The sequence below is a fragment of the Oceanobacillus massiliensis str. N'diop genome (genome assembly GCF_000285495.1).
Taxonomy (GTDB): Bacteria; Bacillota; Bacilli; order Bacillales; family Amphibacillaceae; genus Oceanobacillus; species Oceanobacillus massiliensis.
In genome coordinates, this window is record NZ_HE610977.1 from 455,651 (window position 1) to 476,079 (window position 20,429).

18 protein-coding genes, 1 CRISPR repeat array, 2 riboswitches and 1 other annotated feature are annotated in these 20,429 nt (G+C 39.6%); of the genes, 8 read left to right on the forward strand and 10 right to left on the reverse strand.

What is annotated here, in order from left to right:
* Positions 1 to 79: 79 nt before the first annotated feature.
* The gene (locus tag OMHG_RS07845) at positions 80 to 487 is read left to right on the forward strand and encodes a potassium channel family protein (RefSeq protein ID WP_010649855.1); all 408 of its coding nucleotides are present in this window, start codon (positions 80 to 82) and stop codon (positions 485 to 487) included.
* A gap of 114 nt (positions 488 to 601) precedes the next feature.
* Here OMHG_RS07845 and OMHG_RS07850 read toward each other — a convergent pair whose 3' ends face one another.
* Positions 602 to 2,974: a polyprenyl synthetase family protein gene (locus OMHG_RS07850; protein WP_010649856.1), complete on the reverse strand. Its 2,373-nt coding sequence runs from the start codon at positions 2,972 to 2,974 to the stop codon at positions 602 to 604.
* Between the two features lie 608 nt (positions 2,975 to 3,582).
* Positions 3,583 to 4,092: a GNAT family N-acetyltransferase gene (locus tag OMHG_RS07855; protein ID WP_010649858.1), complete on the reverse strand. Its 510-nt coding sequence runs from the start codon at positions 4,090 to 4,092 to the stop codon at positions 3,583 to 3,585.
* 299 nt (positions 4,093 to 4,391) lie between these two features.
* Here OMHG_RS07855 and OMHG_RS07860 point away from each other — a divergent pair, with 299 nt between their 5' ends.
* Entirely contained in the window at positions 4,392 to 4,616 is a 225-nt protein-coding gene (locus OMHG_RS07860) for a heavy-metal-associated domain-containing protein (RefSeq protein ID WP_010649859.1), read from the forward strand.
* Between the two features lie 69 nt (positions 4,617 to 4,685).
* Here OMHG_RS07860 and OMHG_RS07865 read toward each other — a convergent pair whose 3' ends face one another.
* Both OMHG_RS07865 and serC read right to left on the reverse strand, forming a co-directional pair.
* Entirely contained in the window at positions 4,686 to 5,888 is a 1,203-nt protein-coding gene (locus tag OMHG_RS07865) for a phosphoglycerate dehydrogenase (RefSeq protein WP_010649861.1), read from the reverse strand.
* Complete coding sequence (gene serC, locus OMHG_RS07870; RefSeq protein WP_010649862.1) at positions 5,885 to 6,985, reverse strand: 3-phosphoserine/phosphohydroxythreonine transaminase; 1,101 nt, start codon at positions 6,983 to 6,985, stop codon at positions 5,885 to 5,887. Before serC ends, OMHG_RS07865 begins: the two co-directional genes overlap by 4 nt.
* Before the next feature lie 402 nt (positions 6,986 to 7,387).
* Here serC and OMHG_RS07880 point away from each other — a divergent pair, with 402 nt between their 5' ends.
* A complete protein-coding gene (locus tag OMHG_RS07880) occupies positions 7,388 to 7,591 on the forward strand; it encodes a hypothetical protein (protein ID WP_010649866.1) in 204 nt (67 codons plus the stop codon).
* An 83-nt stretch (positions 7,592 to 7,674) separates the two neighbouring features.
* Positions 7,675 to 7,755: riboswitch (glycine riboswitch) on the reverse strand.
* 133 nt (positions 7,756 to 7,888) lie between these two features.
* Positions 7,889 to 7,967: riboswitch (ZMP/ZTP riboswitch) on the reverse strand.
* Positions 7,968 to 8,043: 76 nt separating this feature from the next.
* Here OMHG_RS07880 and OMHG_RS07885 read toward each other — a convergent pair.
* Positions 8,044 to 8,625 (reverse strand): histidine phosphatase family protein, encoded by a 582-nt coding sequence (locus tag OMHG_RS07885; protein ID WP_010649868.1) that lies wholly within the window; start codon positions 8,623 to 8,625, stop codon positions 8,044 to 8,046.
* 221 nt (positions 8,626 to 8,846) lie between these two features.
* Here OMHG_RS07885 and OMHG_RS07890 point away from each other — a divergent pair, with 221 nt between their 5' ends.
* Together OMHG_RS07890 and OMHG_RS07900 are read left to right on the forward strand one after the other, a co-directional pair.
* The gene (locus tag OMHG_RS07890; RefSeq protein ID WP_010649870.1) at positions 8,847 to 10,073 is read left to right on the forward strand and encodes an AI-2E family transporter; all 1,227 of its coding nucleotides are present in this window, start codon (positions 8,847 to 8,849) and stop codon (positions 10,071 to 10,073) included.
* Positions 10,074 to 10,146: 73 nt separating this feature from the next.
* Positions 10,147 to 10,404 (forward strand) — a binding site (T-box leader).
* 67 nt (positions 10,405 to 10,471) lie between these two features.
* The gene (locus OMHG_RS07900) at positions 10,472 to 11,698 is read left to right on the forward strand and encodes an MFS transporter (RefSeq protein WP_010649873.1); all 1,227 of its coding nucleotides are present in this window, start codon (positions 10,472 to 10,474) and stop codon (positions 11,696 to 11,698) included.
* 135 nt (positions 11,699 to 11,833) lie between these two features.
* Here the strand turns inward: OMHG_RS07900 and OMHG_RS07905 are convergent, their stop codons facing one another.
* From OMHG_RS07905 to OMHG_RS07925, 5 genes are all read right to left on the reverse strand, one after another.
* Entirely contained in the window at positions 11,834 to 12,016 is a 183-nt protein-coding gene (locus OMHG_RS07905) for a PspC domain-containing protein (RefSeq protein ID WP_010649874.1), read from the reverse strand.
* 192 nt (positions 12,017 to 12,208) lie between these two features.
* Positions 12,209 to 12,439 carry a hypothetical protein gene (locus OMHG_RS07910; protein WP_010649876.1) on the reverse strand — a complete coding sequence of 77 codons (231 nt, stop codon included), beginning with the start codon at positions 12,437 to 12,439 and terminating at the stop codon, positions 12,209 to 12,211.
* Between the two features lie 312 nt (positions 12,440 to 12,751).
* Complete coding sequence (locus OMHG_RS07915) at positions 12,752 to 13,099, reverse strand: zinc ribbon domain-containing protein YjdM (protein WP_010649877.1); 348 nt, start codon at positions 13,097 to 13,099, stop codon at positions 12,752 to 12,754.
* A 122-nt stretch (positions 13,100 to 13,221) separates the two neighbouring features.
* Positions 13,222 to 13,938 carry an HAD family hydrolase gene (locus tag OMHG_RS07920; protein ID WP_010649878.1) on the reverse strand — a complete coding sequence of 239 codons (717 nt, stop codon included), beginning with the start codon at positions 13,936 to 13,938 and terminating at the stop codon, positions 13,222 to 13,224.
* A gap of 95 nt (positions 13,939 to 14,033) precedes the next feature.
* Positions 14,034 to 14,594 (reverse strand): TetR/AcrR family transcriptional regulator, encoded by a 561-nt coding sequence (locus OMHG_RS07925; RefSeq protein WP_044476824.1) that lies wholly within the window; start codon positions 14,592 to 14,594, stop codon positions 14,034 to 14,036.
* Between the two features lie 269 nt (positions 14,595 to 14,863).
* Here OMHG_RS07925 and OMHG_RS07930 point away from each other — a divergent pair, with 269 nt between their 5' ends.
* The 3 genes from OMHG_RS07930 to OMHG_RS07940 all read left to right on the forward strand — a co-directional run bounded on the left by OMHG_RS07930 (position 14,864) and on the right by OMHG_RS07940 (position 19,436).
* Positions 14,864 to 16,810: an efflux RND transporter permease subunit gene (locus OMHG_RS07930; RefSeq protein ID WP_010649882.1), complete on the forward strand. Its 1,947-nt coding sequence runs from the start codon at positions 14,864 to 14,866 to the stop codon at positions 16,808 to 16,810.
* Complete coding sequence (locus OMHG_RS07935) at positions 16,810 to 18,642, forward strand: coiled-coil domain-containing protein (RefSeq protein WP_010649884.1); 1,833 nt, start codon at positions 16,810 to 16,812, stop codon at positions 18,640 to 18,642. The genes OMHG_RS07930 and OMHG_RS07935 overlap by 1 nt, the downstream gene beginning before the upstream one ends.
* A 206-nt stretch (positions 18,643 to 18,848) precedes the next feature.
* Positions 18,849 to 19,436: a Maf family protein gene (locus OMHG_RS07940; RefSeq protein ID WP_010649886.1), complete on the forward strand. Its 588-nt coding sequence runs from the start codon at positions 18,849 to 18,851 to the stop codon at positions 19,434 to 19,436.
* 67 nt (positions 19,437 to 19,503) lie between these two features.
* Positions 19,504 to 20,394: a CRISPR direct-repeat array (repeat unit 32 nt; unit sequence ATTTCAATCCACGCACCCATGAAGGATGCGAC).
* Positions 20,395 to 20,429 lie beyond the last annotated feature (35 nt).

Sequence of the window (20,429 nt, forward strand, 5' to 3'; positions counted from 1 at the left end):
TAATTGTTGAAATTATAGATGTTTACTGTGGACTGTTTTGGGTATCGTTAGATATACCAGAGAACTGAGGGAGATCGACATGCATAACTTTTTAATTGGAGCAGCAATCGTATTTATTGGTCTAAATCTTTATTATTTTTTTGCAAATAAAGACTACCGAAAAAGCCATTTCAGTACGTCTCTATTTCTTAAATTATTTTTTGTCTTATCCGGAATTTTACTAGGTTTTGCAGTGTTGTATTATGTCCTGTCAACTAGTGATCTCATACTGGTACAAGATTTATCCACCAGAGAACCAATTGACCCCACCTTTTTGAACTTTCTTTATTTCAGTGGTGAAACGCTCTTTTCCATTGGTTATGGAGATATGCTCCCAATTGGTTCAGCCCGGTTCTTTACTATCATTGAAGCAGCGATTGGTGTCCTCCTGCCTACAGCATACTTTATGAAATCATTGGATTCGTCAAATGGTTCGGAGGATAACTAGATATCAACTTGGTTCGTGTTAAGTTTACAGATACTTATCTTAAACAACAAAACAGTTTAAATAAAATAGGTACATTTCCTTTTAAGAAATGCACCCATTTTAAGATATTATTAATTAACTATCTCTGTTTACGGCATAATTAAGGAAGTGCTTCATAAAAGGCATATTGATCGGCATTTCCTGTAACACTTCCACTGCAAGACAGTAATGTTGCCACATTGCTTTTTTGGCACCCATGATTCCTAAAACAGAAACAAAATTTGCATGGTTGTTTCCCGCATCCTGAAAGGTTGGCTTCCCAAGTAATGCCATATCTCCTTCTACATCAAGTAAATCATCCTTAATCTGAAAGGCAATACCCGCATGATAGGCGAAGCTTTTCAGAGCATCCATTTCGGTTTCGCCACGATGAGCGATAATTGCTGGCATGATAAGCGAAGCCTCAAATGCCATTCCTGTTTTATAATAGCAAATCGTATTTAATTGCTCCAAGGTCAATTGCATACCTTCAGAATTCAAGTCCAGTAACTGACCTTTACACATATCGGCAGTCATTTGCGATGAATAGTGAATCATCTTAAGCACTGCATTTGAATTATATGCGTCTAATGCGGACTGTTCACTGGTAGCCTTTTGGGTCAGGAAAAGACCGGCTAATTCTGCAGTGGCGATATCATACACCTCGTGAAGAGTCGTACGCCCCCTCCTTAATGAAGCATTATCCTCGGATGGAAGGTCATCGAAAATAAGAGAAGCTGTATGCATATATTCCAAAGATTTCAGCAGCGGCATAATTTTTTTCTCATCCAATCCATATACACTAACTCCCAAGAGCCAAGTCAAGATTGGCCGAAGTCGCTTCCCATCTCCTTCCAAGCTATAATTTGCAGCAGCGGTGATCTGTTCCTTCTGGAAAAATTCCGGATCACTTCCTGTAATAGGCAAAGAATGATTGATCAGTTCACGGACTTTTCTGACCGTATCAATAAATTCATCCTGTTCCTGTCGATCTTTTTTCAGGTTAGCAATCATGTGGTCGCGAAGCAGTTTGTCAAAGAAATCCACATCATCGGCTTTTCGGACCATCTGCTGAATCAGACGGTTGAAGGCTGGGATTCCAGCAGTAAATACATCCATAACTTGATTATATTTTTCATTCCCCATTCTTGCTTTATAACGTTTCAGGCCATTTATTGCACGATCCAGGATAATCTCACGTGTTTTCGTATCCGATTGATATACGTGGTGGATTAGATAACAGATAACAGTCCAATATAATTCAAATGGGTTGATAAGGTCTGAGCGCTGATCGTGATACTTCCAATAGTAGGTGTAGGGTGTAACGGCACCTTGCTCCATGTCTTCAAACATATCAGCAAAATCATCGGCCAGTTGATTGTAAATACCATAATAAAAAGTCCTATTGTCAATATCCTCATCATCTGAAGCTGTAATAATAGACCGCATGATCAAACGGGAGGAAGCTGATTTTACAATTACGGGTATATAGATTTCTTCATTCGTGTATTGCCCATTGGCTATATCCTTTTCCCTATCCAGTTCCTGAGATTTAAAAAACACATAGGATTGCTCAAGAAATTCTTTCCTTGTTTCTTCGGACTGATTGGCATTGATATAGTTGAAGGCATCCCGAAGTTCCGAATGGATGTAATGGATCAATTCCTTGTTGTTCCCTGGCCATTCACCTAGATCTGGAACAGTTCCCATTACCAAAGTGGTACGGATCAAATCCGTGTATTGCTTTTCCTCTTCACTGGATAGGATTCTTGCATCCAGTAGATCATCAATGAAAGGATAGGTCAATCCATAGCAGTAGCCAAGCCTAATCGCCTTTTCCAGTCTTTGCTTACGTACTTCAGATGGTGTTTCGTCCCCCATTTCTTCCATCACTTGCATCACTACTCCAGCAATGATTTTAATCAGCTTACGCTGGGATTCTTCCGCATCCATTCCCTCAGGGATATTGTAAGCGACCTTTTTTAGTTTCTCCATCACCCAGATGAGGGTGGTTTCAACCCCCTCCTTTTCCGCAAACCGATATAAACTCGCCATATTAAACGGCTCTTCCCGGTCTCTTTTTCCAGTATGTGTCAGATGACTTTTCAACCTCTCAACTGAACGATCTATTCGATTTTGCATCTCGGGAGAGTCTAGTGCTTTGCCCAAATCCCGCATAAAAATATAAGAAATACTGCGATCGAGGTATGTTTCCAGCTTACCGGTTTTGTCCAGCCAAGCAATGTGATGATGATAGTCCTGAGAAACTGCTTTTCTCTTACTATTTGAAAAAAGGGAAAAGAAGGGACGATTAATATGAGCAGCCCTCCAAGATTGTATGTCTGTCGTTAAGGTCTGAACATATGATTTATCTTTTAATTGCACAGAGAGTGATTGAAAATAATCCAGTGCCTTCCGTTCTGCCACTTGATAGCTTATATCGGCTTTTTTTATCAATTCTTTTTTCATATGATTCTTTCCTCTGCTTCCTAACTACTTTTAGTCTTTATTTAAACTGTTTTCTTAAAGATTATTGGTTTTACGTAAAATATATAAACTGCGAGGTAATTTAATGATGTGTTTTATCTCCACTCCGGAAATACACTGCGCTTTCCGCGGGCTCGCGCTAAGTCTCCTCGATCGCAAAGTTCGTTCGCTCCCTGTGGGGTCTTAGCATCTTCGCTTTCCCACAGGACAAGGAAGGCTACGGCAGCTTAACATCGCACGCAGAAATTGCGAATGCAATTTCAAGGAGTCTCCGTGTATTTCCTTCGTTTATTGTGAGTTTCAAAATCTTACAATACATACTTTTTTATTAAATCTCTAAATAATTATTACTGTGAGATTGATTGGAGCGTAGGACAGTCGACTCCAGCGGGAAAAGCAGCAGCTGAAGATCCCGTAGGAAGTGGATTTCTTCCGAGGAAGCTGAAGCGATGCACGCGGAAAGCGACTCTCCGGAGCGGAAATCGGCCGTTGCTGTTATGTCGCAGTTTCTGTCAAATACAAAAAGGTTAGAAACAACGATAATTACGAAAAGAGCCTTGTTTATACAAACAAGATTTTTTCCCGGTGTGTTATTTATGAAGGAATAATACCATGTATTCTTCATCGTAATAATTATCACCAATAAGAAGGGCACGTTCCTCAAAGCCAAATACTTTAAAACCGAGTTGCTCATAGAGCGCCTTCGCGTGAGAATTCGTTGATACTACAGCTAAATTAAGCTTTTCTATTCTGTCTATTGATTCAGCATGCCTAATCGTTTGTAATAATAGACTTTTTCCTGTACCGCAGCCACGCATTTTAGGACTTACATAGAAAGCTTGAATAGTTGCTCTATGTCTGAGTTTCAATTGTTTTTCCAGTAACAGGGTAACAACTCCGATCAGATCTCCATTAGCGAAGGCCCCGAATGTAAAATTCCCCTCACTATTGAAATTCTCCGCAACAACTTCAACCGGATTCGATCGTGTTATTGCTTCTTCATAGCTGGTAGCAAATGACTCTGGATTTTGTTTCAATGCTTCCAGCCTTAAATCCCAATAACTTTTTGCATCGGATGCATTTAATAATCTTATATTCATAGATTCTCCCCATCTCTCATATGTATGAAGAATGTTTTCTCTGATTTAGCTATAGCCTGAGACCATCTTACCATAATCCCTATATATTTCTGTATGACCACTGCCAATAATTGATAAAAGCAGGATGATAATTTAAAAGCTATTATACTAATGCTTTATTACTACAGTTCACGCCTTGCTCTCATCCGGCAATAGAAAACTTGTACGGTTAAAAACCATACATATATCTTCCTTATTGCAAATAAGTTAATTAAAGATATGCGTGCAATCAAAAAATTATTAAAGGTGGTGAAAAGTGTATGGATGAGTCAGTTTACTTGGATATCAAAGGAATGCATTGTCCGAACTGCCCAGCAAAGATTGAAAGATCGGTTTCAAAGCTTGCTGGAGTTACACACATTAAAGTGAATTACGAGGATGGGAACGGGAATGTTACCTTCAATAATAGTCTGACAGAAATTACGGAGATTATCAGACGTATCAATAAAATGGGTTTCGAGGCAGAAAAGGCTCATGTGTACTAAAATACCGAATGATAGAAAAAGCGTTAATCCAAACATTACTTTGTGGATTAACGCTCATTATTTCTGAATTTAAATCACACGAATGGTAACTACACCGCTGATCTCCTTTAACTGCGCCTCTAACTTAGGTATCGTGTCCCCATTTACTTCACTGTCAATGTCAACCATTGTATAGGCGTACTCTCCGCGACTTCGATTAATCATATCAGCAATGTTTAAATTGCTGCTGGATATGACAGAGCTGATTTGTCCCACCATGTTTGGCACATTATGATGGAAAGCTGTCACACGCCTTCTTCCAGTATATGGAAGTGAGGCATTTGGAAAGTTCACGGAGTTTTTGATGTTACCCGTTTCCAAATAAGTTTTTACCTGCTTAGTCGCCATGATGGCACAGTTTTCTTCAGATTCCTTTGTAGAAGCCCCAAGGTGAGGAACAGGCACTGCATTTTTCATATTTAATACATTTTCGTTCGGAAAGTCTGTAATATATTTCCCCACCACTCCACTTTCCAATGCAGCAGCCATGTCTTCTTCATTTGCAAGTCCGCCCCTCGAGAAGTTTAAGATATGAACTCCTGGTTTCATCAGATCAAATGCTTTCTTGTTAAACATTTCCCTTGTGTCATCCGTTAAGGGTACATGAACAGTAATATAGTCTGCCTCAGCAAACAGTTCTTCCATCGTCATTGCGCGCTCCACATTACGCGATAGCTCCCATGCCGTATTAACAGAAATAAAAGGATCAAAACCAATAACATCCATATCCAAATTAAGCGCATCATTTGCAACCAGTGCACCAACCGCTCCTAGTCCTATGACACCTAGTTTCTTTCCTTTAATCTCATTTCCGACGAATTGTTTTTTCCCTGCCTCCACAAGAGATGGAATCTTATCTCCTTCCCTCTTCAATGTCTTGGTCCACTGTACCCCAGCAAATAAATTGCGTGAAGATGCCATTAAGGATGTCAGCACGATTTCTTTTACGGCATTGGCATTGGCGCCTGGTGTGTTAAAAACAACAATTCCCTGCTCGGTACACGCTTCAATCGGAATATTATTTACACCGGCCCCAGCACGGGCAATGGCCTTCAGGTTATTGCCAAGCTTCAAGTCATGCATGTTAAAACTGCGGACAACTATCGCATCAGGATCTTCACTTTCATTATCAATGGTATAGGACCCATCATGAAACACCTTTAATCCATTATCCGCAATGTTATTCAGTGTTTTTATTGTTTTTACATTTCCCATCGTTGTTAAAGTGTTCATTTGATCTCCTCTTTCGGTCTATGACTTTTTTCGAAGCTTTTCATGAATTCAATAAGCTGTTGAACACCTTCAACAGGCATAGCGTTATAAATGCTTGCGCGCATTCCTCCAACCGATCGATGACCTTTTAATGTTTCAAGACCTTGAGCCTGGGCTTCTTTAACAAAAGCAGCATCCAGTTCAGCGGAATCCGAAACAAAAGGGACATTCATCATCGAACGACTGTTTTCCTTCACAGGCGATTCAAACATGTTTGATTCTTCAAGAGTCCGATATAGCATTTGAGCTTTCTCACGATTGATTCTTCCCATTTCCTTAAGACCGCCAAGATCGGTAAGCCATTCGAAAACAAGCTTTGCCATATACACACCATATGTAGGCGGCGTATTGTACAAGGAACCACTTGCACTATGTGTCTTATAATCAAGCATCGTCGGACAGGATTCTTGGGCTTTGCCAATTAAATCTTCCCGTATGATAACAACTGTCAGTCCAGCTGGTCCAATATTCTTTTGTGCCCCAGCATAGATTAAACCGAATTTCGAAACATCGATTTCCTCTGACAATATATTGGATGACATATCCGCTACAAGAGGAACATCGCCTGTATCAGGAATCACTGAATATGCAGTACCTTCGATGGTATTATTTGTTGTAATATGCACATAATCCGCTTTCGGATCAATCATGGTGCTATCAACTTTTGGTATATATGTAAAATTATCCTCCTCTGATGAGGCAATTACACGGACGGTTCCGAATTTTTTTGCCTCTTTAATCGCCTTCTTTGACCAAGAACCAGTATTGACATAATCTGCCTTACCACTTTTACTGAGCAGGTTCATTGGTACCATGGCAAATTGTTGAGAAGCACCTCCCTGAATGAAAAGCACTTTATATGTTTCTGGAATTGCCAACAACTCTCGAAGCAATCGTTCTGCTTCTGCAATAATATCTGTAAACAGCCATGAACGATGGCTTAGTTCCATAACTGACATTCCCGAATTCCTGTAGTTCACTAACTCTGCCTGCGCCTTTTTCAATACAGGCAGCGGCAGCATTGATGGACCTGCTGAGAAATTATAAATTCTTTCCATGTAATCACCCATATCCTTCCTAATTTTTAGGCTCTTTTCATAAGCTTCGTTATCTCTGCACTTGTTATTCTATTTCGATAGAAACTGCGACATAACAAGAAATGACTGTTGCTTTATCCCCGCTCCGGAAATACACTGCGCTTTCCGCTGGCTCGTGCTAAGCCAGGGGACGACTAGCGATTGCTTCCTTGTTCCCTTGCACCGAGGAAGCCAGCTTCGAAACTGGAAGACACAGGTGCATCAAGTGGGGTCTTAGCGTCTTCGCTTTCCCGCAGGACAAGGAAGGCTGCGGCAGCAAGACATCGCACGCAGAAATTGCGAATACAATTTCAAGGAGTCTCCGTGAATTTCCTCCGCTATGATTTGGCTTTCTGAATCAATTACTGATAATTATGAAGCTGATTGATTGGAGCGCAGGGCAGTCGACTCCAGCGGGAAAAGCAACAGCTGAAGATCCCGCAAGAAGCCGGGCTTGCTTCTGAGGAAGCTGAAGCGGTGCCCGCGGAAAGCGACTGCCCGGAGCGGAAATCGGCCGTTGCTGATATGTCACAGTTTATATTTTTTTATGAACGAACGGCATTCTTAGTGAAGACAGCCTTTTTTTAACAAGCTAAAAAATATGATAGAAAAAAAGAGACTGGTGGCTTCCAATCTCCATTAACGGCAAAATAACAAGGATAGAACTATCCTGTTATTCTTCTGTCCTTTTGCCTGAGATCTTGAACCCTTCGGCGATGCGTTTTAATCGCATCCTCTCCAGAAGCTGCTCCTGTTATAGTCTGACCCACAACAATCATAGCTTTTCACATATTCTGTTTTTACCCTGTCAGCCGATAATGATTACTGATTTTCCATTCCCTTCCTCCTGTAAAATGCATAAAGAGGCAAGGGGAATAATTCCCTTACCTCTGCCCAGGCGAACGACGATTCGATACATGTGCTCCCCCGCGGTTATCCGCTTTCGCCAGTTACACATGACCTCTAAATTTGTATTTATCCTAACAAATTTAATGTCAGATTACAAGCTTATGACCGATTTTATTTAGAATTCAGAAATGTTATGTGTCTTCAATAATATGTTTTGTACAGTTATATAGCTGACATTCCCATTGCTGATCAGATTTCACGATAGACGAAACGGACGTATTTTTTAGGGATTCCTCGGCATTGTAATGCGGTACTATCTTCTTTAAAAGATGCCTTAAAAATGAGCCATGGCTGACAAGTAAAATTCTTTTATTTTCATGTTTCGCCATCAGTTCCTCCATAAACGAAGTCCCTCTTGCAATTATACTTTCTTCCGTTTCCATATTCAGATCTAAATCTGACCAATCCGGGCCCCATTTTCTAATCCTTTCTTCCTCTGTTGTCCCTTCAATCAATCCTCCGCCCCATTCACGGAGTCTAACATCCAATTGCAATGGGATTCCTGTTTTATCTGCGATTGCTTCTGCAGTCTGCCTTGCTCTTGATAGGTCGCTGGAATAAATCACATCCCACTTTTCAGCGCTCAATCGCTCTGCAACGAGCCTGGCCTGCATCAAACCCTCTTTATCAAGCGGGATATCTGAACTCCCCTGTGCTCTGCGTTCTTTATTCCATGCCGTACTTCCATGACGGATTAAGCCGATTTCAGTCATCAACAAATCCTCTCCTCTGTCCTATCATTTTTTGAGGCCCATTTACAGTGTATATGACGGATATACTCTATGTAATACCTCTGACACCCTGCTTTAAGTATTATTCGACAACTATTACAAAAATCCTCCCTGCTTTCCATAGTGCAGAGCCACATAAACTATCATAAACAGGGACAACCCTCCTCCCCATATGGTACATTAATTAAAAAGGAGATATAGTCATGAAGCAATCAAGCAGATTTCTGAAATTTATTGGTGGACATGATTTATTTTACATATTGGCATTCTTAATACTTATCGGCATTACCATTTTTATCTATAATCAAATTTCATTTATTTTCCATCCTTTGGTAATTATCTTTTCAACAATCGCCCCACCCGTCGTATTGGCTTTTATAGCCTATTATCTATTGAATCCCATTGTAAATCACTTGGAGCGGATCCGAATTAAGCGTATCTGGGGAATCATCATTATTATTCTGGGGATAAGCGGATTGCTAACTGGTATAATCCTTTTGTCAGCTCCAGCCATTGAAGCACAGGTGAAAGACCTGATCGTCCGATTTCCCAGCTATGTTAGCCAACTGGGCACTGGAATAACCACATGGCTGCAAAATTCATTTCTAGGACCCTATTATGATGAAGGATATAATTGGCTCGTAAGCACGCTGGGTGACTTGCCAAGCATGATTGGCAATTATATTGCAGATGGATTAACGGGCATTCAGAATGTAGCGAGCACGATTACTAGTTTTGTAGTGGCAATTGTTACATTCCCAATTATATTGTTCTTCTTATTAAAGGATGGCAAAAGATTCAGAGGTTTCTTTCTCAAATTATTACCGCCAAAAGTCAGAAATGGTACAAACCAGATTCTCAATAATATGGATACTCAAGTTGGTTCCTATATTCAAGGTCAGATTATCGTCGCCTCGGTTATCGGATTCCTTCTGTTTATCGGTTATCTGATTATTGGTCTCGATTATGCCATCACCCTTGCGATTATTGCCGCTGTCACTAGCGTCGTCCCTTATCTTGGACCTACGATTGCGATTATTCCAGCTATTATAATTGCGATAGTCAATTCGCCCTTCATGCTGCTGAAACTGGCAATCGTCTGGATCGTTGTCCAATTTCTGGAAGGTAATTTTGTATCTCCGAATATAATGGGGAAAACTATGAAAATCCACCCCTTAACAATTATTATTGTATTGCTTGTTGCAGGAAATCTGTTTGGCATCGTCGGGGTTATCCTAGGTATACCTGGTTATGCCATTCTAAAAGTATTCGTCACGTTTTTCTTTGAGAAATTTAAAATAAGGTACAACGAATATTATGGGGAGGATAGCGGTCTCTATCAGCTTTCCGAAAAGGATGCGGAAAAAAATAAGGGGTTTTTTAATAGGTTAACATACACAATGCCTATAATTTCAATAGTTAAATTATAATTATTTATTAAAAAATTATTTACAGCTTCCAAAAAGACTGGTATGGTATATAACAATAAACGGCCACAAACAAATAAATGCTATGAAGAGAAGAGTACAATCATTCAATTTCTTCAAAGAGAGCTCCAGTTGGTGAAAAGGAGTAAGAACTAATGGTTGGAAGCAAGCCTCCGAGCAGCACATTGGATCGATGTAGGTGATAGTGTGACAGGAGCTCCTGTTATAGAGCTAGGGTATATGTATGGACTTCATACCGTACTTAATAAGGGTAATATGGTGACATATTACCAAACTGAGGTGGCACCACGGCACGCAACAACTCGTCCTCAAGACAAAGGTCTTGAGGGTGGGTTTTTTTTATTGTCCAGGTTTTGATTAACAAAGGAGTGGGAATAAAAATGCGTATAAAAAAGTTTATTATGTTGTGGAAGAACCCTTCGATTTTATTGTCCGTCATTGGTATTTCGAGTATAGGGGAATGGGTATATTTTATAGCACTAAATTTAATTGTTCTTGATATGATGGGTGTACTTGCTGTTTCAGGTTTATATATAATAAGAGCTTTATCTACATTATTTACAAGCGTTTGGGCGGGTAGTTTAATTGATCGAATGAATAAAAAACATCTTATGGTGTGGCTTAACATATTCCAAGCAGTGTTTATTGCCTTTCTGCCGTTACTATCATTCCTTTGGGGAATATACGGTCTAGTCTTTTTTATCAGTATAGCTAGTTCCATGTATGAACCGACATCAATGACGTATATTACAAAGTTAATTCCTCCTGATAAAAGAAAACGATTTAATTCTATACGAAGTTTAATTGATTCTGGAGCGTTTGTTATTGGTCCTGCAATTGCAGGAACGATATTTATGATTGGGACCCCTAATGCTGCAATATATAGTAATGCAATAGCCCTATTTTTAGCAGCACTAATCACATTGTTTATGCCTAATATTGAAAAAAACGATATTATTGAAACACATGACGAAAAAATAACTTTAAGGGTATTGAAAAATGATTGGAAATTAGTTGTTGATTTTAGTCAAAAACACGTGTACATAATGATCATTTATTTATTATTTAGTGCAGTGACGGTTTTGGCAACTGCTGTAGATTCACTGGAAGCAGCATTTGCTACAGAAGTGCTTTCTTTATCAGAGGGAGATTATGGATTACTGGTAAGTATTGCTGGTGTTGGAATAGTTATAGGAGCCTTAGTAAACATAATAATTGTAAAAAAAGTAGCTACCTCTTGGCTGATTGGTCTTGGATCCTTGATGGTTTCAGGCGGTTACATTATTTATGCTTTTTCGAGTAATTTTTCAATAGCAGCAATCGGATTTTTTGTCCTGGCATTTTCGATGGCTTTTCTTGACACAGGATTTTACACATTTTATCAAAATAATGTTCCTGCCAATGTAATGGGAAGGGTTAGTAGTGTGTACGGATTCATTGAAGCTTTTTTTATCATGATTGGGACGATAATTTTCGGAATAATAGCTGAAGTAATATCGATTCAATTTGTCGTCATATTAGGTAGCCTAATTATGTTCGCAGTAACGATTATATTATTTATCTTTAATACGCAGCCCTCGAAATCAGAGTTTTATCCTGAGAGTTAATACTGAACAAAATAAGAAGCGCAATCGGTAACAAGTCTTTCCAATTCACTAAACTCCCTCTATTTTTCATATAATTATGAAAGTATAATTTCACATTAAAGAATCTGCCTGATAGCACATAAAGCAATGTAAATATTATAGAAATGGTCTTTCATCTAATGACCAAAGAAGAACTATATATATCCAAACAGATACTGAAGCTGTGATAAAGAATATTAACCTAACGGCAAATGGAGAAATACCAAAAAAATCTGCTATTCCGCCACAAACACCGTATAATGCTTTATCTTTTGATGACTTTTTTAATTTTTGAGACATAAAAGCTTCTCCTCCTTGTATATTTATCTCCTTATCTTATATATACAAATAAAAAATAGCTAAATTTCGCTATTAAACAATCCTGTCCATTCGTAAAAAAATTCCATTTATTAAAAAAATAAAAGAAAATTGTTTTGATGATCATTTCTTAAACCTTGCACCCGTTCGTTGAATTATATTTGAATCCAACAGTTATCCAAAGTGATTATGAAACCACCAAACAACAAGCATCATACTCACTAACCCCCAAGCCGTGGCACTCATTATCCACCAAATTACAGAATTGGCTTTTTTTGAATTTTCCTCGTCTTCCATAGTTGCTTTTATATAAGCGATCTTGTTTTCCATCCCTTTTTTCATAGAAACGAGAACAACAAATCCGATTATGAAGAAGCCAATAGTTATCCAGAGCAATAAGTCCAACTTTTATACCTCCCCTTTTTTGAATTACTTTCCTTCAACCTTCTTATTCAATTATCCTGCTTCATTAATTTTTAAGTAGATTTTACCACATAACGTTAGAATTCTTAAATTTTCTTAAAAAAGAATAAAGTCGCATCTCAAATTAGAGGCAAAATAGGACCCTGATTCGCATGCTATTTCATTGCCAATTACAATGCTTCTCTGCAAATATAGAAAGACTCCCCTTCAGCAGTCAGATCTTTATCCTGTATCTGTCCGTCAGAAGGGGAGTATGTCATTCCTTGCTTGTTCTCTTCTTTATCACTTATAGAATTAAAGCTTTTTTACAAACTTCGACTTAATATAGAGCACGCCAAAACCATCCACTTTTCCCTCTAGGTCATGGCCACCATCCACATCATCGACAATTCGAATGTTTTTGACCTTCGTCCCCATTTTTAAAGGAGAAGAGCTGCCTTTCACTTTCAAATCCTTGATAATTGTTATCGTGTCACCATCTGCAATTATATTTCCATTTGAATCCCTAGTAATCTGTTTTTCTTTTTCTTCTGCTTCCTGTTCAGCTGTCCATTCGTGTCCGCATTCTGGACAGATATAGAGAGCACCATCCTCATATGTATATTCCGAATTGCATGCTGGACAATTGGGTAAATTGTGCATTATTGTACTCCTTTGACTGTAAAGTGAATTCTGTTATGTATTTGTATTCCACGGAAAATATACATCCATTGTATCCATCTTTACCTATGGAGTAAAGAACTTTTGGATGTGAAACTTGCCTTTCATTTAACTGGTAAATAATCCTTGCAAAATAGTTCCATCAGCTCTCTCGCACTGTACACGACATTATCCGGTATATAGCTGTTCATAGGCAATTCCCTTTTACGATGGTTCATCCATACGGCCTGCCATCCGGCTTGTTTCGCACCAACAATGTCATTATCAAAAGAATCACCAACATAGATTGTTTTCGACTTATCGAGCTTCAGCTTGTTTTCGATGAATTGAAAGACTTCCCTTGTCGGCTTGGCATGCCCAATGGCTCCAGAGATAAATAAATTATTTTTTGGGACCCATCTTTCCAATTTGAGCTGCTTAATTTTCATTGATTGATGTCCCTCTGCCCCATTTGTCAGAATCGCTAGTTGTACGTTGTTTTGATACAGCAATTCCAGCATTTCTTCCACTTCATCAAACAAGGTTATTTTTTGCTGCTCCTCAACGTATGACTCCTGAAATTCCATCGCCTCTTCATCGCTGATTGTCAATCCGAATTCCTCACACGCTGCTTTTATACGAATTATATGCATATCCTTAGTTGTTATTTCTCCCGCAACATTCCTATCAAACAGGGCATCGCTATATTTCCGACTCGTTATGTAAAGTTTATCCAATTCCTCATCTGTAAAGGAATTCTGAAACATTTTATGGCAGGTTCTTTTAAACGATAATGCCTGATCATATAAAGTGTCATCCACATCAAAGATAATCGTATCCATAATGCCACCTCCTCCCAACTATAATACATTGAAATCCGATTGTCGTACAGCTGACATATTAAAAAATGTTCTATGAATAATTAGCTACCGCCGCTCTATCCTTTCAGACCATTCTTTGTGATATGGCTGATGATTCCGGCGATCTCCTTTGGTGTCCGATCCATGTCATTGGCAAGCCATTGCTTGATGATGTGGATCCCCCCGCTGATGATAAAGATGCTTACATATTCACGTCTGCTGGTTTCATATTGGCTCAATTCTAACAGATTTTGGATGAGAAACTTTCGGGAAACTTCCATGACTCTTCTTTCAAACGAAGTATCCGCATTCTCATTAAGCAGTGTATGACAGATATCCCGCTTCGTGACGATATATTCCAGCAGCCGCTCTGTCATCTGTAAAGATTCACTCTCCTCTGCAAAATTATACTGATTAAGATAGGCGTTCATATCTTCAATAATTTCTTCTTCCATTTTATGAAGCAAGTCAAACGGATCGGTATAATGCTTGTAAAATGTCGATCGATTAATGTCAGCCAAATCGCAAAGCTCCTTTACCGTTATAGAGGAGATCTGCTTGGTCTTCAATAAGGTAATCAAACTGTCCTTCAAAACCATTCGAGTGTATTTCTTCCGTCGATCTAATTTTTCATTCATTGTATTTTTCTCGCTTTCTATTTTGATTTATTCAACATTATCTCCCTATATGTTGCCTTATTTACGTTTTTTATAAAACTGTTTGTTGTTATTACAACACTGTGTCGTTTATAATATTATAGTGTTCGATATGATTATTCAAGAAAGGATGAACTCTGATTGATATTACAACACGGATACTAAATCATAAAAAATCCATCTTAATTACTTTCCTGCTCCTATCTATCATCAGTGTATTCGCATATTTTACGGTTTCAGTAAATTATAATATGGTTGATTACTTACCAGAAAATGCGCCATCTACGAATGCAATGGACATTATGGAAGAAGAATTCGATGGAGCACTGGAAAATACAAGAGTTATGATTCAAGATGTAACAATCCAGGAAGCACTTTCTTATAAGGAAAAACTGGAAAATATAGATGGTGTCAGTAATGTTACATGGCTTGACGATGCCATTGATATCAAAACACCGCTTGAACTGGCAGATAGCGAGACGGTTGAGTCCTACTATCAAGACGGAAAAGCGCTCATTTCCTTTCATGTCGAAGAAGGAATGGAAGTCGAAACGACCGATACAGTATACGAATTGATTGGGGAAAATAACGCAATGTCAGGCGAAGCGCTTGACACCGCAACATCCCAAAAGATGACCGGTTCAGAATCCATGTATGCTGCGGCATTATTAGTGCCGATGATCATACTCATTCTCATTCTGTCAACCAGGTCATGGATAGAACCCGTATTTTTCCTGACAGCGATTGGTGTATCGGTACTCATTAACCTCGGTACGAACATTTTTATTGGTGAGATATCCTTTATTACACAGTCCGTCTCACCGATTTTGCAGCTTGCCGTATCACTCGATTATGCAATTTTCCTACTGCATAGTTTTTCTGACTACCGCAAGAAAACAAATGATCCTGAAGAAGCTATGCGCCTTGCAATGAAACGTTCCTTTCCTGCCATTGCAGCAAGTGCATCGACAACCTTCTTCGGATTCATTGCACTGACCTTCATGAATTTTGAGATTGGCTCTGATTTGGGCCTGAACCTTGTAAAAGGGATTCTCTTAAGCTTTATCAGTGTTATGGTCTTCTTGCCAGTATTGACACTCACTTTCTATAAATGGATTGATAAAACACAGCATAGACAGCTTCTCCCAAGCATACGCAATATCGGAAGTTTAGTCTTAAAGCTTAAAATTCCTGTCCTGCTCCTTGTGTTGGTATTAATTGTTCCTGCATTCCTCGCCCAAAGCCAGACCAACTTCATTTACGGTATTGGGGACCAACCGGAAACAACAAGGCCTGGAAGCGATGCAGCAGATATTGAAGAAGCATTTGGCAAGTATACGCCAATGGTCGTTCTCGTACCGGCAGGAGATGTTGCAAGAGAAGAAGAGCTTGTAGAAGAGCTGGAGGATTTTGATGAGATCAAAAGTGTCATATCCTATGTGAATACGGTTGGCGCAGCAATTCCTCCAGAGTATCTCGATGAAACGGTGACGGAACAGTTCTATTCGGAAAATTACAGCAGGATCATTCTGAATACAAATGCAGAACAGGAAGGCGATGTGACTTTCGCCCTCATTGATAGAGTGAAAGCTACAACAGCTGATTTTTATGATGATGATTTTCATTTACTTGGAGAAAGTGTAACCCTGTATGATATGAAAAACGTTGTGCAAAAAGATAATACGGTCGTCAATCTGCTGACAGTGCTCACAATTGCGGTTGTACTGATTGTTACCTTTAGATCGATATCCATTCCGATTGTCCTGCTGTTAACGATCCAGTCTGCAGTTTGGATTAATTTATCGGTCCCCTACTTCACAGATTCGCCGCTCGTTTATGTAGGATATTTGATTGTTAGTACGGTACAGCTAGCAGCGACTGTAGACTATGCCATTTTATTAATGGAAGCATATAAGGAAAATCGAAAAGAGATGCGAGCATTGGATGCCATTAAGAAAACCATTGATGAGAAAATATTCTCCATCGCGGTTTCCGCATCAATCCTGACTAGTGTTGGATTCATACTCTGGTTCACATCATCCAATCCGGTCGTATCTTCCATTGGCCTATTACTAGGCCGAGGTGCGTTACTCGCATTTGTAATGGTTGTTCTCTTCCTCCCGGCACTGCTGGTTACATTCGACCGATTAATTGAAAAAACAACGTGGAAAGCAAACTATTATAAGGAGGAGAAATGATGCAAATGCCAATCAGAAAAATGGTACTTGTGTTGATGACATTCCTGCTAGTGCTGCCGTCATTTCCGAAATCTTCTTTCTCAAATGAAGGAATAGACGAGGATAGCACTGTATCGGATACTGGGAATGGTGCAATTTCTGCTAAGGATGAGGTTATTTATGCAAATCTGGATGCAGCTGGTAAACAGCGGGAACTATACGTCGTCAATACATTTCATGTAACCGAACCCGGACAGATTACTGATTATGGGGATTACACAAGCATAAGTAACTTAACGAATTTAACAGAAATGAAGCAAACGCAAGACAATGCCATTCAATTTGAAACAGATGAAGGTGAATTCTATTATCAGGGAAATATGGATGGCAAAGCCCTTCCATGGAATATTGCAATCAGCTATGTACTGGATGGGGAGAAAATTTCACCTTCTGAGTTAGCAGGCAAAGATGGAAAGCTTGAAATCCATCTTTCAACAACCGCGAACGAAGAAGTGGATCCCATCTTCTTTGAAAACTACCTGCTCCAAATATCGCTCAAGCTGGACCCAGCGATTTTCAATGAAATTCAGGCACCTGACGGAAACGAAGCAAACGCAGGAAAAGATAAACAAATTACATTTACAGTTATGCCTGAACAAGAGGAAGAATTGGTTGTAGAGGCGAACGTTGAAAACTTTGAAATGGACCCTATCGAAATTGCGGCCACCCCTTATTCGATGGCTATGGAAAGTCCAGATGTAGGAGGAATGACTGATGACATGCAGTCTCTTTCCTCGGCAATTGCAGAAGTGAATGATGGTGTTGGACAATTGAATCAAGGGATTTCTGATTTAAATACCGGCGCATCAGAACTGAGCAATGGTTCTACGGAATATCGCAATGGCATCACAGAGCTCAGCAGGTCCTCTTCTGAACTGATCAATGGGTCTACTTCGATTCAGGATGCATTGCAAACAATGAACGAATCATTACAGGCAAGTTCCGGCAGCATGGATATAAGCGAGCTGAAAGCATTGCCAGATGGACTCGAACAAATAGCTGGCGGCTTACAAGAAACTGCTGCAGGACTTGATACATTGAAAGAAAACTATAGTACTGCATATGGTACACTGGATGAAGCCATTACAGCCATCCCAGCTTACGAAATTAATGATGCAGATATCGAGGCACTATACGAAAGTGGTGCAAACGAGGATGTCGTTAACAAGCTGGTTGAAACCTATGCAGCAGCCCAAACCGTAAAAAGAACCTATTCCTCAGTCCGGGAGGCATTTGCTGCTGTAGATGGAACATTGGTCCAGGTATCCGGAGCAATAAGCGAGATGGCAGAGAATCTTGAAACGATAGCTGCAGAATTCTCTAGCTCCATCGAAGAAATGGGAGCAATGGAAGGACTTGCAGAATTGCAGGAAGGCCTATCAACGCTCGCTACTAAATATGAGTCGTTTCATAGCGGCTTAGTAAGCTACACAGATGGAATAAGTGAACTTTCAGGTTCTTATAGCGAGCTTGATGATGGAATCAAACAACTATCAGAAGGAACCTCTTCACTCCATGATGGAGCAAGTGAACTTCAGAATGGCACTTCTGAATTACAGGAATCAACAGACAACCTACCTGGTCAAATAGAGTCTGAAGTGGATTCCATGATGGAAGAATATGATTACTCAGACTTTGAACCCGTTTCATTTGTGTCACCTAAAATTGATAAAGTAGACACCGTTCAATTTGTATTGCAAACAGAAAGTATCGAAATAGAAGAAGCAGAACCAGAAGAAGATAATCAGGAAGTGGAAAAAAGCTTCTGGGACCGTCTGCTGGACTTGTTTTAATAAACTGAACCGTCCCTTTTTAGAGGGATGGTTTTTGTTTTTTTCTTAAGAAAAAGTCTGTCAACTATAATTGAAGTGTACACAATTTCAAAATAAATTCTAGAAACTCTCTCACATTGTGGCATTCCATAAAAATTGCTATACTGCACACATGCAAATAAAACAATCCATTTCTATTAGATTAGTGCTAAAAGGAGAATTTGACTATGAATAAAAATCTTATCCTTGCATCATCGTCACCTAGAAGACAGGAACTCCTACATCAAGTACAGATCCCGTTTACACTCCGTAAGCCCAAAGTAGATGAATCACAGATTAAGACAAGTGATCCAGTCGAAAAAGTAAAACAGTTAGCCACCCTAAAAAACCACAATATCACTGATCTTGATAAGAATGAAGTGATTTTATCTGCTGATACTATAGTTTCCTGCAATCAAAATATATTTGAAAAACCTAAAAACAAGGAAGAAGCTTTTCAAATGATTTATGCGTTAAGCGGAAATGTACATGAGGTATATACAGGGGTCATGATACGTTCGACTGATAACGAAGTGGTATTTACCGAACGTACCCAGGTTGAATTTTGGACATTAACCGACAAGGAAATAGAGTGGTATGTGTCCATGGATGAACCATATGATAAAGCAGGTGCCTATGGTATTCAAAGCATAGGATCTATGTTTGTGAAGCAAATCATTGGAGATTATTATAACGTAGTTGGGTTGCCAATATCTAAAGTAGTTAGGGAGCTTCGAAGATTTTCAGTGTATCCGTATAAGATTCCAGCGTCATAATCTTGGTTTTAATCTACGCATGAAGGATGCGACCTATTTTTAATGATGCTTAAAGCCCCCAACCGCGATTTCAATCCACGCACCCATGAAGGATGCGACCCATACAGTCCCGGTTGCTGCTTGTGTTATTGTATTTCAATCCACGCACCCATGAAGGATGCGACGGTACGATTGTTGATCCAACACGCTTATATAACCATTTCAATCCACGCACCCATGAAGGATGCGACTTCCGGCTCTTGTGACCTCATTTACGTCCGATTCATTTCAATCCACGCACCCATGAAGGATGCGACGCTCGAATTCCTTCTGCACTTCTTCCACTAAATATTTCAATCCACGCACCCATGAAGGATGCGACGTAAACGGCAAGGTAGAGTGTCCATTGATACCAATATTTCAATCCACGCACCCATGAAGGATGCGACTTGCTCCAACTACCCATTATTCATATTACTTGGAATTTCAATCCACGCACCCATGAAGGATGCGACTGGCCCATGAGGATGATTACAGGCTTCTGGAAATATTTCAATCCACGCACCCATGAAGGATGCGACTTAAGAAAGAAATTAAATAGCATGGGAGTCTATCATTTCAATCCACGCACCCATGAAGGATGCGACGTCACTATTTCATGTTCATCTTCTCTGTCATTGTTATTTCAATCCACGCACCCATGAAGGATGCGACCAAGATAGACTAAACAGTTATTAATTCATAGTCCATTTCAATCCACGCACCCATGAAGGATGCGACTACCTCTTCTTTTAGTTTCATAGCTTCAAACGACAAATTTCAATCCACGCACCCATGAAGGATGCGACGGATCCAATCGAAGCTGAGGTTACGGAAGACGGAATTTCAATCCACGCACCCATGAAGGATGCGACGGCGTAAGTCCGTTCTCTATTTTAGTATAGTAAATTTCAATCCACGCACCCATGAAGGATGCGACCACAGCAGGAGCGCATCGAGGAATTGCTTGGTGAT

Excerpts from the sequence above, each read along its gene's own strand:
- OMHG_RS07845 (WP_010649855.1), top strand. The coding sequence starts at position 80 with ATGCATAACTTTTTAATTGGAGCAGCAATCGTATTTATTGGTCTAAAT.
- OMHG_RS07850 (WP_010649856.1), bottom strand. The coding sequence starts at position 2,974 with ATGAAAAAAGAATTGATAAAAAAAGCCGATATAAGCTATCAAGTGGCA.
- OMHG_RS07855 (WP_010649858.1), bottom strand. The coding sequence starts at position 4,092 with ATGAATATAAGATTATTAAATGCATCCGATGCAAAAAGTTATTGGGAT.
- OMHG_RS07860 (WP_010649859.1), top strand. The coding sequence starts at position 4,392 with ATGGATGAGTCAGTTTACTTGGATATCAAAGGAATGCATTGTCCGAAC.
- OMHG_RS07865 (WP_010649861.1), bottom strand. The coding sequence starts at position 5,888 with ATGAACACTTTAACAACGATGGGAAATGTAAAAACAATAAAAACACTG.
- serC (WP_010649862.1), bottom strand. The coding sequence starts at position 6,985 with ATGGAAAGAATTTATAATTTCTCAGCAGGTCCATCAATGCTGCCGCTG.
- OMHG_RS07885 (WP_010649868.1), bottom strand. The coding sequence starts at position 8,625 with ATGACTGAAATCGGCTTAATCCGTCATGGAAGTACGGCATGGAATAAA.
- OMHG_RS07890 (WP_010649870.1), top strand. The coding sequence starts at position 8,847 with ATGAAGCAATCAAGCAGATTTCTGAAATTTATTGGTGGACATGATTTA.
- OMHG_RS07900 (WP_010649873.1), top strand. The coding sequence starts at position 10,472 with ATGCGTATAAAAAAGTTTATTATGTTGTGGAAGAACCCTTCGATTTTA.
- OMHG_RS07905 (WP_010649874.1), bottom strand. The coding sequence starts at position 12,016 with ATGTCTCAAAAATTAAAAAAGTCATCAAAAGATAAAGCATTATACGGT.
- OMHG_RS07915 (WP_010649877.1), bottom strand. The coding sequence starts at position 13,099 with ATGCACAATTTACCCAATTGTCCAGCATGCAATTCGGAATATACATAT.
- OMHG_RS07920 (WP_010649878.1), bottom strand. The coding sequence starts at position 13,938 with ATGGATACGATTATCTTTGATGTGGATGACACTTTATATGATCAGGCA.
- OMHG_RS07925 (WP_044476824.1), bottom strand. The coding sequence starts at position 14,594 with ATGAATGAAAAATTAGATCGACGGAAGAAATACACTCGAATGGTTTTG.
- OMHG_RS07930 (WP_010649882.1), top strand. The coding sequence starts at position 14,864 with ATGGTTGATTACTTACCAGAAAATGCGCCATCTACGAATGCAATGGAC.
- OMHG_RS07935 (WP_010649884.1), top strand. The coding sequence starts at position 16,810 with ATGCAAATGCCAATCAGAAAAATGGTACTTGTGTTGATGACATTCCTG.
- OMHG_RS07940 (WP_010649886.1), top strand. The coding sequence starts at position 18,849 with ATGAATAAAAATCTTATCCTTGCATCATCGTCACCTAGAAGACAGGAA.